General features: G+C 61.7%; 15 protein-coding genes. 13 read left to right on the plus strand and 2 right to left on the minus strand.

Annotated features, from left to right (window positions below):
* Positions 1–202: 202 nt before the first annotated feature.
* Entirely contained in the window at positions 203–1,675 is a 1,473-nt protein-coding gene (locus tag ACN9MU_RS04150; RefSeq protein ID WP_426344208.1) for a MutS-related protein, read from the plus strand.
* On the opposite strand, the gene ACN9MU_RS04155 is transcribed toward ACN9MU_RS04150, so the two are convergent.
* The gene (locus tag ACN9MU_RS04155) at positions 1,652–2,776 is read right to left on the minus strand and encodes a DUF1624 domain-containing protein (protein ID WP_426344209.1); all 1,125 of its coding nucleotides are present in this window, start codon (positions 2,774–2,776) and stop codon (positions 1,652–1,654) included. The genes ACN9MU_RS04150 and ACN9MU_RS04155 overlap by 24 nt on opposite strands.
* 109 nt (positions 2,777–2,885) lie before the next feature.
* Here ACN9MU_RS04155 and ACN9MU_RS04160 point away from each other — a divergent pair, with 109 nt between their 5' ends.
* The 4 genes from ACN9MU_RS04160 (at position 2,886) to ACN9MU_RS04175 (ending at position 5,548) form a co-directional block, all read left to right on the plus strand.
* On the plus strand, positions 2,886–3,413 hold the full coding sequence (locus ACN9MU_RS04160) for a GbsR/MarR family transcriptional regulator (protein WP_426167738.1): 528 nt from the start codon (positions 2,886–2,888) through the stop codon (positions 3,411–3,413).
* 91 nt (positions 3,414–3,504) lie between these two features.
* On the plus strand, positions 3,505–3,825 hold the full coding sequence (locus tag ACN9MU_RS04165) for a hypothetical protein (RefSeq protein ID WP_426167740.1): 321 nt from the start codon (positions 3,505–3,507) through the stop codon (positions 3,823–3,825).
* Positions 3,822–5,096, plus strand: a complete 1,275-nt coding sequence (locus tag ACN9MU_RS04170) for an SDR family oxidoreductase (RefSeq protein WP_426344210.1) — start codon at positions 3,822–3,824, stop codon at positions 5,094–5,096. Before ACN9MU_RS04165 ends, ACN9MU_RS04170 begins: the two co-directional genes overlap by 4 nt.
* Entirely contained in the window at positions 5,084–5,548 is a 465-nt protein-coding gene (locus ACN9MU_RS04175; RefSeq protein WP_426344211.1) for a DUF2269 family protein, read from the plus strand. Before ACN9MU_RS04170 ends, ACN9MU_RS04175 begins: the two co-directional genes overlap by 13 nt.
* Before the next feature lie 3 nt (positions 5,549–5,551).
* Here ACN9MU_RS04175 and ACN9MU_RS04180 read toward each other — a convergent pair whose 3' ends face one another.
* The gene (locus ACN9MU_RS04180) at positions 5,552–7,426 is read right to left on the minus strand and encodes a phosphoethanolamine transferase (RefSeq protein WP_426344212.1); all 1,875 of its coding nucleotides are present in this window, start codon (positions 7,424–7,426) and stop codon (positions 5,552–5,554) included.
* Positions 7,427–7,683: 257 nt separating this feature from the next.
* On the opposite strand from ACN9MU_RS04180, the gene rpsL reads away from it, so the two are divergent.
* From rpsL to creC, 8 genes are all read left to right on the plus strand, one after another.
* Positions 7,684–8,067, plus strand: coding sequence for a 30S ribosomal protein S12 (gene rpsL / locus ACN9MU_RS04185; protein WP_028102972.1), 384 nt, complete (start codon positions 7,684–7,686; stop codon positions 8,065–8,067).
* Between the two features lie 104 nt (positions 8,068–8,171).
* Positions 8,172–8,642 carry a 30S ribosomal protein S7 gene (rpsG, locus tag ACN9MU_RS04190; RefSeq protein ID WP_155452640.1) on the plus strand — a complete coding sequence of 157 codons (471 nt, stop codon included), beginning with the start codon at positions 8,172–8,174 and terminating at the stop codon, positions 8,640–8,642.
* Between the two features lie 102 nt (positions 8,643–8,744).
* Positions 8,745–10,850 carry an elongation factor G gene (gene fusA, locus ACN9MU_RS04195; RefSeq protein WP_426167749.1) on the plus strand — a complete coding sequence of 702 codons (2,106 nt, stop codon included), beginning with the start codon at positions 8,745–8,747 and terminating at the stop codon, positions 10,848–10,850.
* A 77-nt stretch (positions 10,851–10,927) separates the two neighbouring features.
* A complete protein-coding gene (tuf, locus tag ACN9MU_RS04200) occupies positions 10,928–12,118 on the plus strand; it encodes an elongation factor Tu (RefSeq protein ID WP_426167612.1) in 1,191 nt (396 codons plus the stop codon).
* A gap of 119 nt (positions 12,119–12,237) precedes the next feature.
* Entirely contained in the window at positions 12,238–12,555 is a 318-nt protein-coding gene (rpsJ, locus tag ACN9MU_RS04205; RefSeq protein WP_028101676.1) for a 30S ribosomal protein S10, read from the plus strand.
* 70 nt (positions 12,556–12,625) lie between these two features.
* Positions 12,626–12,817 carry a hypothetical protein gene (locus ACN9MU_RS04210; RefSeq protein WP_426344213.1) on the plus strand — a complete coding sequence of 64 codons (192 nt, stop codon included), beginning with the start codon at positions 12,626–12,628 and terminating at the stop codon, positions 12,815–12,817.
* An 18-nt stretch (positions 12,818–12,835) separates the two neighbouring features.
* Entirely contained in the window at positions 12,836–13,570 is a 735-nt protein-coding gene (gene creB, locus ACN9MU_RS04215) for a two-component system response regulator CreB (protein WP_426344214.1), read from the plus strand.
* Entirely contained in the window at positions 13,567–14,970 is a 1,404-nt protein-coding gene (gene creC / locus ACN9MU_RS04220) for a two-component system sensor histidine kinase CreC (RefSeq protein WP_426344215.1), read from the plus strand. The genes creB and creC overlap by 4 nt, the downstream gene beginning before the upstream one ends.
* Positions 14,971–14,974 lie beyond the last annotated feature (4 nt).

Consider the following 14,974-nt stretch of genomic DNA (forward strand, 5'->3'; position numbering starts at 1 on the left):
TTGGTGATGTGGTCAATCTTGCTGATGCATGAAGTGTGCCAGCACCTAAGCCTTTGATTCCTATGACGTCCGCCTTGCCGCGGCTGCTGTCCGCGAGCGTCCACCGTGTCCACCTGTCCGCCATGCCCAGTCAACCGGACTACTTGATTTTTTTGTAAGCGGCTATACTTGCTGGCTTATCTTTATGGCAAGGGGTGGTTCTGTGGAGTATTCGTTCTCCGACAGCGCGGTGGCGCGTTACGATGAACTGGCCGGCGCCAGCGGCAACGGCGCGGTGGACGGGCAAACATGGCAGGATTTGCTGCTCGCGCCCTACCTGCGGGCGGTCGGCGAGGGGGCCAGCATCTTTGGCCGCCAAATGCTGTATCGGCGCTTGCGGCGCGGCGCCAGCGCTGCCGCGGCCGATCGTGTGCGCGCCTTGCTGGCGGACGTCGGCGCGCGCGAGCGTCTTGCCACGCAACTCGCGCCTTTACGCAAGGCCAGCGCAGAGGTCAGCGAATCCTTGTTCGTCCCGGTGACAGGCGCTGTCGTGCAGACCGAGTCGCCGCTGCCGCCCGTGCCGCGCTGGTCGGCCTGGCTCTGGCTGGTGCCCGTAGCCTTCCTCGCCAGTGTTGCCGCCAGCTTTTTCTGGCTGGTGGCGCTGGTTCCGGCTGTTGTGCTGTCGCTGGTGCTGATGGCGATCCAGATTGCTTTCCACTCTCGCGTCCAACAGTGGGGAGCCATTTCCGAGGCGCTGCGATTGCAGCTCTACGCACATAGCCAGCAAGCGGACGCACCCGGCGCCGGCCAGGCAGCCCAACTGCGCAGCAAGCTTGCGCGCAATGCCTTCTCCACTGCGCCTGGCGTGACCGAGTATGCCGACTGGATCATGCTCGCCAACCTGAAGCACTATTTCGCCACTTGCCGCCTGGTGCGCGGAAACGCGGCCTTCCTGCGCGAGAGCTTTGAACTGGTGGCCGGCCGCGATGCCGACCTTGCGCTGGCGCGTCATCTTTCCACGCAAGCGCAATGGTGCTGGGCGGAGGAGGGCTGGGAGCAGGAGGTCCAACTGCGTGCCGTCCGACACCCGCTGCTGCCTGATGCGCAGGCGCTGGACCTGGAACTGGATGGCAAGAGCGCCTTCATCAGCGGCCAGAATGGCATCGGCAAAAGTACCCTGCTGCGCACGGTCGGCCTCAACCTGCTGGCCGCGCGCGCATTCGGCTTCTGCTACGCGGAGGCGGCGCACGTGCCGAACCTGCCGGTCTATGCCAGCATGCAGAATGAAGACGCTCTTGATGGCGGCGAAAGCCTCTATCAGTCGGAACTGCGCCGCGCACATGAATTGCTGGCGCTGGCCAAGGAGCCGCAACGCGCGGTCTTCATCATCGACGAAATTTTCCGCGGCACGAATCACCTCGAGTCGGTTTCCGCTGCTGCCGCAGTCCTGGAGCAACTGGCCGGCCGCGGCACCGTGCTGGTGTCTTCGCACAACGTGGTGCTGGCGCAACTGCTCGAGCAATGCTGCGAGCCGCTGCTGGTGCAAAAACGCGCCGACCGCCTGGTGTTGACGCCCGGCGTGCTGGCCGAAACCAACGGCCTGACCCTGCTCGCCCAATCCGGCTTCGACGCGTCGATCGAACAACGCGCCCGCGATGTCTACAAGCGTCTTTCAGGCCGCCTGCTGCCGGCCTAAGGCAGACGTTCGCCGGCGCAGCCAAAGCTTGGTCAGGCCGTACATGATTGCGATGACGCCGACCCACGCGGCGTAGACCACGGCCAGGGAAGGCTCGTAGCCTTTCGGTAGCGTGAATCCTCCCGGACCGCCTTGCGGGATTGCGCCGTAGCGCAGCATGAAGTACGGCCCGGAGAGGAAGTGAATCATGGCGATGTGGATCACGTAGAAGAACATCGGGGTGCCGCCGAACAGCATCAGCAGCGGCACGGGGCGCAGGCGCTCGAACCACGCCAACAGGGGCAGGGCAATGCCGATCGTCACGCACAGGTAGAGCAGCGACGGCGGGTATTTGTGCAAGCGGATGAAGGAAATGAAGTCCCACACGAAGCCGCGTCCCTGCGGCGACCAGGGATCGGGATCTCCGTAGAAATTCCCGCTGCGCAAGGCGACGAAGACCATCAGCAGCACGGCGCCTGCAACCAGCAGGAAGCGCTGCCGGCGTGCCGGCTCCCATTGGAACACGGGGCCCAGCGCGTAGCCGGCCGCGATCAGGCCGAGCCATGGCATCAATGGATAGGCAAGATACACGCCGTAATTGCCGGCCACTGGCCAGAATCCGCGCTGGTGCCAGGCCAGCCATAGCGGGTGGGTGGACTGGATCGAATCGAGCAGGTTATGCGGCAGGATCAAGAACGCGGCAATGAGCGCGATCGCGGGCCAGGGCAGCCACGCCAGCCTGGCAAGGAAGATCATCCCCATGCCCAGTGCCCACAGCACCTGCAGGATGGTGACGTTGTAGCCGAACTGCCAGCTGAAGCTGATCCAGGTCGCTTCAAGCACCAGCAGCAGAAGGCCGCGCGTCACGAGATAGCGCGACAACGCGGGAATTCCGCTCTTGGTCCCGCGCAGGTAGGCCGCAATACCAGCCAGCAGCACGAACGTCGACGCGCACAGGTGCGTGATCCAGCGCGTGGCGAACCACAGCGGCGTGGTCTTGGCCAGGTCCTCCGGATCGAAAAGTGCAGCGCCAAAGAAGTCGCGCGTATGGTCCAGCGCCATCAATACAATGACCAGGCCGCGCAGCATATCGATGCTGGCGAGCCGCTTCGTAGTCTGCATGAGCGTCCCCCATGTTTATTTGCTATGCATTGTGGGCGCGAATTGCCATCCAGGCAAATTTTTAATTTCTGTCTTGACAGAAATTTGTGTAAAGCATAGAATGACAGGCATGGAACTGAAACCGATAGCCGAACGATTTGTACTGCACTGGGGCGAGATGGGTTCGCGCTGGGGCGTCAACCGCACCGTGGCGCAAATTCATGCGCTGCTATACCTGGCCGCGCGGCCCATGGACGCCGAGGAGATCCAGAATACGCTGGGCGTGGCGCGCTCCAACGTCAGCAACAGCCTGAAAGAGCTGCAGTCCTGGAACCTGGTGAAAGTGGTGCACCTGAAGGGCGACCGCCGCGACCATTTCGAAACCTCGACCGATGTGTGGGAGCTGTTCAAGCTGATCGTGGCCGGGCGACGCCAGCGCGAGATCGATCCCACCGCCGCCGCGTTGTCGGAGTGTCTCGCCAACCCTGCGATGGCGGACGAGGACGAAGGCACGCGTGAACGGATCGAGGAAACGCTGAAGTTCATCGAAGTGATGGCGACGCTGTCGGATGAACTGCTGCGCTACAAGCCGGAAACGCTGATGAAGACGCTGGGCGTCAGCGCAAAAATCAGCCGGGCCATTCGCGGCAAGCAGTGATCGGGCAATAACGGAGGCGGGCGGCAATGCCCGTTTTTTTGAACATGAAATTTCTGTATTTACAGAAATTACTGTCGGAGGAGGTTGTAAAATGTTGATCGCCTATGAAATCGTGATACCGCTGCTGGTTGGCCTGGCTGTCAGTCGCTACTTGCGTGATGTGCTGCGCCGCCTGCTGGTCGACCTGTGCGGAACGGCGGAACGCTCCGAATTCTGGGTGCGTGTGACCACGGTCCTGATTACCGCCTTCCCGGTGCTGTTGGCCTTGTGGTTCGGCCACAGCGACGCGCGCGATGCCAACCTGGCCAGCGTGCTGCGTACAACGCTGATCATGACTACCGCAGGCATCGTGGCAGGCGTCGCCGTGATGGCCTGGAGCATCGCAAAGTCGATTCCCAAGGCGGCCAAATGAAGGTCCTTGTTTGCGGCGCGGCTGGCTTCATCGGCCGCGCCATTTGCCTGCGATTGGCAGCGGCCGGACACGAAGTCCTGCGCGGAGTGCGCCGTCCTGCAAGGGGCGACGTGGCAGTCGATTACTCTGCCGACCTGCAGGCGGCCGACTGGCTGGAGCGCCTGCGCGGCGTCGATGCCGTAGTGAATGCTGTCGGCAGCATCAGCGAAAAGGGCGCGGCCACGTTCGAAGCACTGCACGCCCGCGCGCCGGTTGCCTTGTTTGCCGCATGCGCCCAGGCCGGCGTACGGCGCGTCGTGCAAATCTCGGCGCTCGGCGCGGATGGCGGCGACACCGCCTACTTCACCAGCAAGCGTGCGGCCGACGAAGCGTTGATGGCACTTCCATTGGAATGGATCATTTTGCGCCCATCGCTGGTGTTCGGTGCGGAAGGCGCGTCGGCTGCAATGTTCTGCCGGGCCGCCAGCATGCCGATGATTGTTGCGCCGGCCTTGGGCAAGGCGCGCTTCCAGCCGCTTCACGTCGACGACCTGGCGCAGGCGGTAGCAGCTGCGCTCTCTCCGGCGACGCCGGCACAGCGCGTGATCGATATCGCTGGCGACAGTGCCGTCAGCTACGATGGCATGCTGTCCGCCTACCGTAGCGCGATGGCCTTTCCTCCTGCCCCAGTGCTGCACGTTCCCGCAACGATCATGGCGTGCGCGGCCTGGGCCGGACAGTTCTGCGGCGCGCTCCTGACGCCGGAGACCTGGCGCATGCTGCGTGCGGGCAGTGCACTGCCGGAAGGCTGCGCCGCCAGCGCCGCCCCGATATGCGAGCTATTGGGCCGTTCGCCGCGCGGCTTCAACGACTTCATGACGCCCGCCGAACGTGAACTGTTTCGCCTGCGCGCGCTGGCCGGCTGGCGCACCGCTTTGCTGCGCTGGGTCCTGGCGATCGTCTGGCTGGCGACGGCCATCGTGAGCGCCTTCGTCCACCCGCAAGCGGACAGCCTGGCATTGCTGGCACGTGTCGGCATTGAAGGAATCCCAGCCATCGCCGCGCTGTATGGCGCAGCGGCCCTGGACTTCGTATTCGGCATCGCCTGCATCGTCCGCCCGCGCCGCGCGCTCTGGCTGGCGCAGGGCGCGCTGATACTCGGCTACAGCGCGGCAATTGCGGCCTGCCTGCCGGAATACCTGTGGCATCCCTTCGGCCCCTTGCTGAAAAACCTGCCGATCCTGGCCATCCTGTTCATCTTGTTTGCGGAGGAAAAAACGTGGACTACCTGACTGTCAAGACCATCCACATCCTGTCCTCGGTGCTGCTGGTCGGCACCGGTTTCGGCACGGCGTTCTACCTGTTCTTCGCCAACCGTTCGCGATCGGTAGAGGCGATTGCCGTGGTCTCGCGGCTGGTGGTGCGCGCCGATTGGTGGTTCACCACGCCGGCCGTGATCGTGCAGCCCCTGTCCGGCGCCTGGATGATCCACCTCGCCGGCTACCCGCTGGACGCGTTCTGGATCAGGGCTTCGCTGGCGCTGTACGTCCTGGCGGGCGCCTGCTGGCTGCCGGTGGTGTGGTACCAGGTCAGGATGGGCAAGCTGGCGCTGGCAGCGCATGCCTCCAACACCGCGCTGCCGGCCCAGTACTGGCGTTATGCGCGGCGCTGGGAACTGCTTGGCTATCCGGCCTTCATCGCCATGCTTGCCGTGTACTGGCTGATGGTCCACAAGCCGGTATGAGGCTTACTTGTCCTGCGACTGCGGCTTGCCCTTGTCGATCACTTCGCGGCAGTCGCCTTTGAACCTTGCGTTGTCGTAGTTGGTCCAGCCATAGCTGTCCACCACCCGCTTGTGCACCTGGAAGTCCTTGTTGAGGAAGCTCCAGGCCGGCTTGTCGTCCGGGTAGCGGATGTTTGCCACGTCGAGCATGGTATGGAAGATGTTTTCCGTTGCCAGCTTGGCCTTGCGGTTGCGCAGCAAGGCGCCCACTTTGTCCGGGTAGCGATCGAGATACTGGTCCGAGAACCACATGAAGGCCGGCACATGGAATTCATAGTCCGTGTTATGGCCGTGGAAGGCCAGGCGGCATGTGCCGTCGTACAGGGTCTGGCCATGGTCGGCGACGTACAGCATCGATGCCAGCTGGCCCGTGCCTTTCAGGTCGCCGATCACCTGCGACAGGAACCAGTCGGTGTACAGGATCGAGTTGTCGTAGCTGTTATTCAGTTGCTGCTTGATCTTCAGGTCGGTGTAGGCCGGCTTGTCGACGCCGAACAGCGAGGGCTGCCACTTGTCGAATTCCTTCGGGTGGCGCTGGCTGTAGTTCCAGTGGCTGCCCAGCGAGTGCAGCACGATCAGCTTTTTCGGCGCCGGGTCGGCCAGCGCGCGCTTGAGCGGCTCGAACAGCACGTCGTCGTAATTGGAGTGGTTGGTGAAGCCGCCCAGGTTGAGGAACTGGATCACGTCCGCTTCCTTGGCAAACACCGACACCGGCGTATCGTACTGGCCGAACGAGATCTGGTTCGACAGCCACCAGGTCTTGAAGCCGGCTTCCTTATAGGCCGTCAGGAAGGATTTTTCGCTGAAGCCATCCTTCAGGCTCTGCGTGGCTGGCTTGCGCGAAATGATGACCGGCACCGACAGGCGCGTCGCCGATACCGACGTGATCACGTCCGACAGCGGCACCAGGTTGCTTTCCTTGGCCAGCAAGGGATTGGTCTCGCGCTTGTAGCCGTTCAGGCTCCAGCGGTCGTAGCGCGACGATTCGCCCAGCACCATCACCACGATTTCCGGCTGCGTGCCGCCGTCGACCTGGCGCGCGCCGAACTCGAAGCTGGCGCTGCGTTCATTGAGGTCTGCCAGGTAGCGCCGCTCCTTGTAGAAATCATAGCCGCGCGCGGCCAGGCCGAAGGGCCAGGATTCGATGAAGGCGCCCGGATCGAACGGCAGGCGCGCCCAATAAGGCAGGGCCGGACCGGGCAGGTGCAGGGCGTGGGCGCCGGCTACTGCGGCGCGCGCCGAGGCGCTCTCGCTGGAATCGTCATCGCTGGAGGCGCTTTCGCCTGCACTGTCGCTGTCTTTCGCGGCGCTGGCGGCCACGCTGGCTGCCGGGCGCGCCGGCGCCGCGTCGATGCCGAATTCATAGCCCCAGGCAGCCGTGGCGGCCAGTACGACCAGGGAGAACAGTGCCAGCCAGCGCGAGCCACCATGCCAGTCCAGCCCGCGCGTCTGGCGCGCAGCGCGGAAGGTCAGTACCCACCATACGGCGACGCCCACCATCACGGCCAGCATGGTCCATACCTTGCGGCCGAGGAACTCCAGCGCTTCCTGCGGGCTGGTTTCGGCCAGGATGCCGAGGTGGTGGGTGGAAATGCCCTGGCCGTAAAATACGAACAGGTAAATTTCGGTCGGCAACGCCAGGAAGGCGGGGATCAGCAGCCAGTGGAAGTAGGCCGGGCGCTTGAACAGTGCCCATATCGTGACCCAGGCCACGAACTCGATCCCCAGCAATTGCCACGGCTGCTCCACCGGCTTGCCCAATAGCAAAGGCAGGAAAGGCACTGCGGATAGCGCCAGGTAGCTAAACAGGATGAACAGGGTGGAAGGGCGCGGCAGCATTGCTTACAGGAAAGTACAAAATGATCGCTATTATGCTGCCAATAGCGGGCCGTGGGGCGTTCCAATACTGCCACTTTATTCAGCATTCCGGTTGACTGAGCTGTTAACCAGGTATATACTCGCGAGTTCTCAATTTAGTCTGCGCATCGTATACGCCTCGTTTTGAGTGACGTTCAGCGCACACTGGAGATACCGTTTTAGCCCCCGGGCAAAGCTGCCCGGGTTGTCAATGCTGTAATTTTGTTGGATTTAAAACGATGCCAACCATCAACCAATTGATTCGCCAACCACGTACCAAGCTGGTCGTGAAGAGCAAATCGCCGGCACTTGAAAACTGCCCGCAAAAGCGTGGCGTGTGCACCCGTGTGTACACCACCACTCCTAAGAAGCCTAACTCGGCACTGCGTAAAGTTGCAAAAGTGCGTCTGACCAACGGCTTCGAAGTGATTTCGTACATCGGCGGTGAAGGCCACAACCTGCAGGAACACAGCGTTGTCCTGCTGCGCGGCGGTCGTGTAAAAGACTTGCCAGGTGTGCGTTACCACATGGTCCGTGGCTCTCTGGATACCCAGGGCGTGAAAGACCGTAAGCAAGCTCGCTCCAAGTACGGTGCGAAGCGCGCTAAGGCCGCTAAGAAGTAATTTGCAATTTAACTGAGTTGAGGCGGTCGCGAGACCGAGTAAGTGGAAGGCTATGATGGCCTCCGCGAGTGCCCGAGGCACTCAACTGAAGAAAAGGAAATGACATGCCACGTCGTCGTGAAGTACCCAAGCGCGAAATTCTGCCGGATCCAAAATTCGGTAGCACCGAAGTCGCTAAATTCGTTAACGTTCTGATGCTGTCCGGCAAGAAGTCGGTTGCAGAAAACATCATCTACGGTGCCTTTGACCATATCCAATCGAAGTCCGGCAAGGACCCGCTGGAAGTGTTCACCGCAGCGATCAACAACGCCAAGCCACTGGTTGAAGTGAAGTCCCGCCGTGTTGGCGGCGCTAACTACCAGGTTCCAGTCGAAGTGCGCCCAGTGCGCCGCCTGGCCCTGTCCATGCGTTGGCTGCGTGAAGCCGCTAACAAGCGCTCCGAAAAGTCCATGCCACAGCGCCTGGGCGGCGAGCTGCTGGAAGCCGCGGAAGGCCGTGGCGGTGCAATGAAGCGCCGTGACGAAGTCCACCGTATGGCTGAAGCGAACAAAGCGTTCTCGCACTTCCGCTTCTAATACGTTTGGCCGGCCATTCGTGGCCGGCCTAGTTCAAGCCGGGCGCATTTTTCTAGTAAAAATGTTGCTCGGTTTTGTCCATTCAAAGATTTAGGATCAATTATGGCCCGCAAGACCCCCATTGAGCGCTACCGTAATATCGGTATCTCCGCTCACATCGACGCCGGTAAGACCACCACTACCGAGCGCGTGCTGTTCTACACCGGCGTGAACCACAAGATTGGTGAAGTGCACGACGGCGCCGCCACCATGGACTGGATGGAGCAGGAACAAGAGCGCGGCATTACCATTACCTCGGCAGCGACCACCTGCTTCTGGAACGGTATGGCCAACAACTTCAAGCCACACCACATCAACATCATCGATACCCCAGGGCACGTTGACTTCACCATCGAGGTGGAGCGTTCGATGCGCGTTCTGGACGGCGCTTGCATGGTTTACTGTGCAGTGGGCGGCGTGCAGCCACAGTCTGAAACCGTATGGCGCCAGGCTAACAAGTACAAGGTGCCTCGTCTGGCCTTCGTGAACAAGATGGACCGTACCGGCGCCAACTTCTTCAAGGTCTACGAGCAGATGCGTTCGCGCCTGAAGGCCAACCCAATCCTGATCCAGATCCCGATCGGCGCTGAAGACAACTTCAAGGGCGTGATCGACCTGGTCAAGATGAAGGCCATCATCTGGGACGACGCGTCCCAGGGCATGAAGTTCGACTACGTTGACATCCCTGCGGAACTGCAGGATTCCGCGACCGAGTGGCGCGAGAAGATGGTTGAAGCCGCTGCTGAAGCGTCGGAAGACCTGATGAACAAGTACCTGGAAGAAGGCGAGCTCTCCGAAGAAGAGATCAAGCAAGCCCTGCGCCAGCGTACCATCGCGTCGGAAATCGTTCCGATGATGTGCGGCACCGCCTTCAAGAACAAGGGCGTGCAGGCCATGCTGGACGCCGTGATCGAATACCTGCCATCGCCAGTGGACATCGCTGACGTTGCCGGTACCGACGAAGACGAACAGCCAGCTACCCGCAAGGCTTCGGACGAAGAGAAGTTCGCTGCCCTGGCATTCAAGATCATGACCGACCCGTTCGTGGGCCAGCTGGCCTTCTTCCGCGTCTACTCCGGCGTGGTGAACGCAGGCGACACCGTGTACAACTCGGTGAAGCAGCGCAAAGAGCGTCTGGGCCGTATTCTGCAGATGCACGCCAACCAGCGTGAAGAGATCAAGGAAGTCCGCGCCGGCGACATCGCCGCTGCTGTGGGCCTGAAGGACGTGACCACCGGCGAAACCCTGTGCGATCCATCCTCGATCATCACCCTGGAAAAGATGGTGTTCCCAGAGCCAGTGATCCAGCAGGCAGTTGAGCCTAAGACCAAGGCCGACCAGGAAAAGATGGGCCTGGCCCTGAACCGCCTGGCACAGGAAGATCCTTCGTTCCGCGTCAAGACCGACGAAGAATCCGGCCAGACCATCATCGGTGGTATGGGCGAGCTGCACCTGGAAATTATCGTTGACCGTATGAAGCGCGAATTCGGCGTGGAAGCAACCGTTGGCAAGCCACAGGTTGCATACCGCGAAACCGTGCGCAAGTCGGTGTCCGACGTGGAAGGCAAGTTCGTCAAGCAGTCCGGCGGCCGCGGTCAGTACGGTCACGCTGTTGTTACCCTGGAACCACAGGAACAAGGCAAGGGCTTCGAATTCGTCGACGCGATCAAGGGCGGTGTGATTCCTCGCGAATTCATCCCTGCGGTGGAAAAAGGCGTGCGCGAAACCCTGAACAACGGTGTTCTGGCAGGCTACCCGGTTGTTGACGTCAAAGTCACCCTGACCTTCGGTTCCTACCACGACGTTGACTCGAACGAAAATGCATTCCGCATGGCCGGTTCGATGGCGTTCAAGGAAGCGTGCCGTCGCGCCAGCCCAGTGATCCTGGAGCCAATGATGGCTGTTGAAGTCGAGACTCCAGAAGACTACGCCGGTACCGTGATGGGCGACCTGTCGTCCCGCCGCGGTATGGTGCAGGGCATGGACGAGATCCCAGGCGGCGGCGGCAAGATCATCAAGGCAGAGGTACCTCTGTCGGAGATGTTCGGCTACTCGACCATCCTGCGTTCCGCGACCCAGGGCCGCGCGACCTACACCATGGAGTTCAAGCACTACTCCGAGGCGCCTAAGCACGTGATCGACGCAATCGTCACCGCTAAAGCGAAGTAAAATAAATAATTACCCGGGCGGGGGAGATCCTCCCGCCCGGTTTGACCTTAAATCTAAAGTTCTGAGGAAGAATTAAAATGGCAAAAGAAAAGTTCGAGCGGACTAAACCGCACGTGAACGTTGGCACCATCGGTCACGTTGACCACGGCAAGACCACCCTGACCGCTGCTATCGCAACCGTCCTGTCGAAGAAATTCGGCGGCGAAGCGAAAGCTTACGACCAGATCGACGCTGCTCCAGAAGAAAAAGCACGCGGCATTACCATCAACACCGCCCACGTCGAGTACGAGACCGCAACCCGTCACTACGCTCACGTTGACTGCCCAGGCCACGCCGACTACATCAAGAACATGATTACCGGTGCTGCGCAGATGGACGGCGCGATCCTGGTTTGCTCCGCAGCTGACGGCCCAATGCCACAGACCCGCGAGCACATCCTGCTGGCACGTCAGGTTGGCGTTCCATACATCATCGTATTCCTGAACAAGTGCGACCTGGTTGACGACGCAGAACTGCTGGAACTGGTCGAAATGGAAGTGCGCGAGCTGCTGTCCAAGTACGAATTCCCAGGCGACGACCTGCCAATCATCAAGGGTTCGGCACGTATGGCCCTGGAAGGCGCTGCTGGCGAAATGGGTGAAGACTGCATCATGCGTCTGGCCGATGCACTGGATTCCTACATCCCAACCCCAGAGCGCGCTGTTGACGGCACCTTCCTGATGCCAGTGGAAGACGTGTTCTCGATCTCCGGCCGCGGCACCGTGGTGACCGGTCGTGTTGAGCGCGGCGTGATCAAGGTCGGCGAAGAAATCGAAATCGTTGGTATCGTTGACACCGTCAAGACCACCTGCACCGGCGTGGAAATGTTCCGCAAGCTGCTGGACCAGGGTCAGGCAGGCGACAACGTTGGTCTGCTGCTGCGCGGCACCAAGCGTGAAGACGTTCAGCGTGGTCAGGTTCTGGCGAAGCCAGGCTCGATCAAGCCGCACGCTCACTTCACCGGCGAGATCTACGTTCTGTCGAAAGATGAAGGCGGCCGTCACACCCCGTTCTTCAACAACTACCGTCCACAGTTCTACTTCCGTACCACCGACGTGACCGGCTCCATCGAGCTGCCAGCGGACAAAGAAATGGTTATGCCAGGCGACAACGTCTCCATCACCGTGAAGCTGATCTCCCCGATCGCTATGGAAGAAGGTCTGCGCTTCGCAATCCGCGAAGGCGGCCGTACCGTTGGCGCGGGCGTGGTAGCCAAGATCATCGACTAATTTTTAGTCAGTCGATCTGAATCAAGCGGGCCGGCATGTGCTATCATGTCGGCCCGTCGTAGTATTTACTTACATTGCCGGAAACATATTGTTGCCGGTTCGTTCTTTAAGGAATAAGCATGTCCGCTCCAAACCAAAAGATCCGTATCCGCCTGAAGGCTTTCGACTACAAGCTGATCGACCAGTCCGCACTGGAAATCGTTGACACCGCCAAGCGCACCGGCGCCGTGGTAAAAGGCCCAGTTCCTCTGCCAACCCGTATCCAGCGTTACGACGTGCTGCGTTCCCCGCACGTGAACAAGACCTCCCGTGACCAGTTCGAAATCCGCACCCACCAGCGCCTGATGGACATCGTGGACCCAACCGACAAGACTGTTGACGCCCTGATGAAGCTGGACCTGCCAGCTGGCGTGGACGTCGAAATCAAGCTGCAGTAATACCGGTTTCGTCGCAAGACACCTGAAAAGCCCGCTCCTGAGCGGGCTTTTCTTTTTCCAGGAGATTGGCATGAAACGCTTCGCAGTCATCGCCGCTGTCGCGGCACTGTCCCTGCTGGCGGCCTGCGGCAAGAAGAACCCGGCCGACCAGGCGGCGCAAGACATCAAGGCCATGGGCGCCCAGCGCGACAAGGCGAAGGATGCGCTCAAGGCGGCGGAAGAGGCACAACAAAAGCAGAGAGATGAAGCCGACAAGAACTGACGCGCTATACTGCCGCGCATGAGTGACAAGACCATCCTGATCGTCGAAGACGAACAAGCCATTGCAGACAGTATTGCCTTCGCCCTCGGCAAGGAGGGCTTTGCTCCGCACCATGTGATGCTGGGCGAGCAGGCGCTGGCAGCCGCGCGCGAGCAGGCGCCGGCGCTGGTGATCCTCGATGTCGGCCTGCCCGATACCAGCGGCCTCGATGTGTGCCGCCGCCTGCGTCAGTTCTCCGAAGTGCCGGTAATCTTCCTCACCGCGCGCAGCGATGAAATCGACCGCATCGTCGGTCTCGAGATCGGCGCCGACGATTACGTCACCAAGCCTTTCTCTCCGCGTGAACTGGTGGCGCGGGTGCGCGTCATCCTGCGCCGCGCCGGCAACGGCAACGGCAACGGCAACGGCGTCGCGCCCGCCGCGCCGGTCTCGCCCCCGTCGGCACCGGCTGCCTCCCGCACGCCAGGCTTCGAACTGCGCGCTGCCGAAGCGCGCATCCTGTTCCGCGGCCAGCCGCTCGACCTGACCCGCTACGAATACCTGCTGCTGAAAACCCTGGTCGAACACCCGGGCCACGTGCTGTCGCGCGCCCAGTTGATGGACCGCGTCTGGTGCGACGCACCGGAAACGCTGGACCGCACGGTGGACGCCCACGTCAAATCCCTGCGCGCCAAGTTGCGCGCCATCGATGAAAACGCCGACCCGATCCAGACCCATCGCGGCATGGGCTACAGCCTCCAGGCCGGCGCATGAAAATCGGCCTGCGCATCCTGCTGGGCTACTTCCTGATCGTCGGCCTGGCAGCCTGGTTCCTGCTCAACGTCTTCGTACAGGAAGTCAAGCCCGGCGCCCGCTCCACCCTGGAAGCGGCCATGAACGACACTGCGCAGCTGTTGGCCCAGGTGGTAGCCGACGATGTAAGGGACGGCGCTTCCGATCCGGCCTTGCTGGCAAAGATCGCCGCCGCCAGCCGCAACACCGACTACCGCATCACCATCACCGATGCGGCAGGCATCGTGCGTTTCGATTCCGCCGGCAAGGCTGTCGGCCAGGACTACTCTCGCTGGAACGATGTCTACCTCACCCTGCGCGGCAAATACGGCGCCCGCATGTCGAGCGACTCGCCGCGCGAATATGGCGGCGTCGCAATGTACGTCGCCGCGCCGGTGCGCGACGGCGCGAACACGATTGGCGTACTGACGGTCTCCAAGCCCATCTCCAGCGTACAGGGTCTCATTGAGCGCAGCCAGCGCAAAATCCTCAAGTGGGGCGTGGTGCTGCTTGGCCTGTCGCTGCTGATCGGCATTGCCATCACCTGGCGCATGGCCAGCACCGTCAACAAGCTGATGGTCTTCGTGGAAGACGTGCAGGCCGGCCGCAAAGCCGTCATGCCCAAGCTGGGCAGCAGCGAGATCAGCACCCTCGGCCATGCGCTGGAAGCCATGCGCGCCAAGCTGGAAGGCAAGGATTACGTCGAGACCCTGATGCATACGCTCACGCACGAGTTGAAAAGCCCGATTGCCGCCATCCAGGCCACCGCAGAACTGCTGGAAGAGGAGATGCCGCCCGAGCAGCGGCGCCAGTTCCTGTCCACTATCCAGGCCCAGAATGCCCGCCAGCGCGACCTGATCGACAAGCTGCTGGCATTGGTGCGCGTCGAAAAGCAGCAGCGCATCGACGATGCAGCGCCGCTCGACGTCGCCGGACTGCTGCAGGACGTGGCCGGCGACTTCCAGGCCCGCCTCGCCGCGCGCAAGCTGCAGTTGGCGATCGAAGCAGATCCCACCCTGCAGTTGCGCGGCGATACCCTGCTGCTGCGCCAGGCGCTGGGCAACCTGCTCGACAACGCCATCGGCTTTTCCCCGGCCGGCAGCATGGTGAGGATGGCAGCGCAACGCAGCGACGACCACGTCGAGATCAGCGTGCGTGACGCCGGCCCTGGCATTCCCGCCTACGCCGAAGCGCGCCTGTTCGAACGCTTCTACTCCCTGCCGCGTCCCGATGGCGCCAAGAGCACCGGCCTTGGCTTGCCCTTCGTGCGCGAAGTCGCCGCCCTGCATGGCGGCAGCGCGCAAGTGGTGAACGGGGAGGGCGGTGGCTGTCGTGCTACCCTGCTGCTGCCGCTTCACGCGGAACGCATCGCCAGCGCATAAACGC

The organism is Pseudoduganella sp. R-32 (assembly GCF_049913245.1).
Lineage (GTDB): Bacteria > Pseudomonadota > Gammaproteobacteria > Burkholderiales > Burkholderiaceae_D > Rugamonas.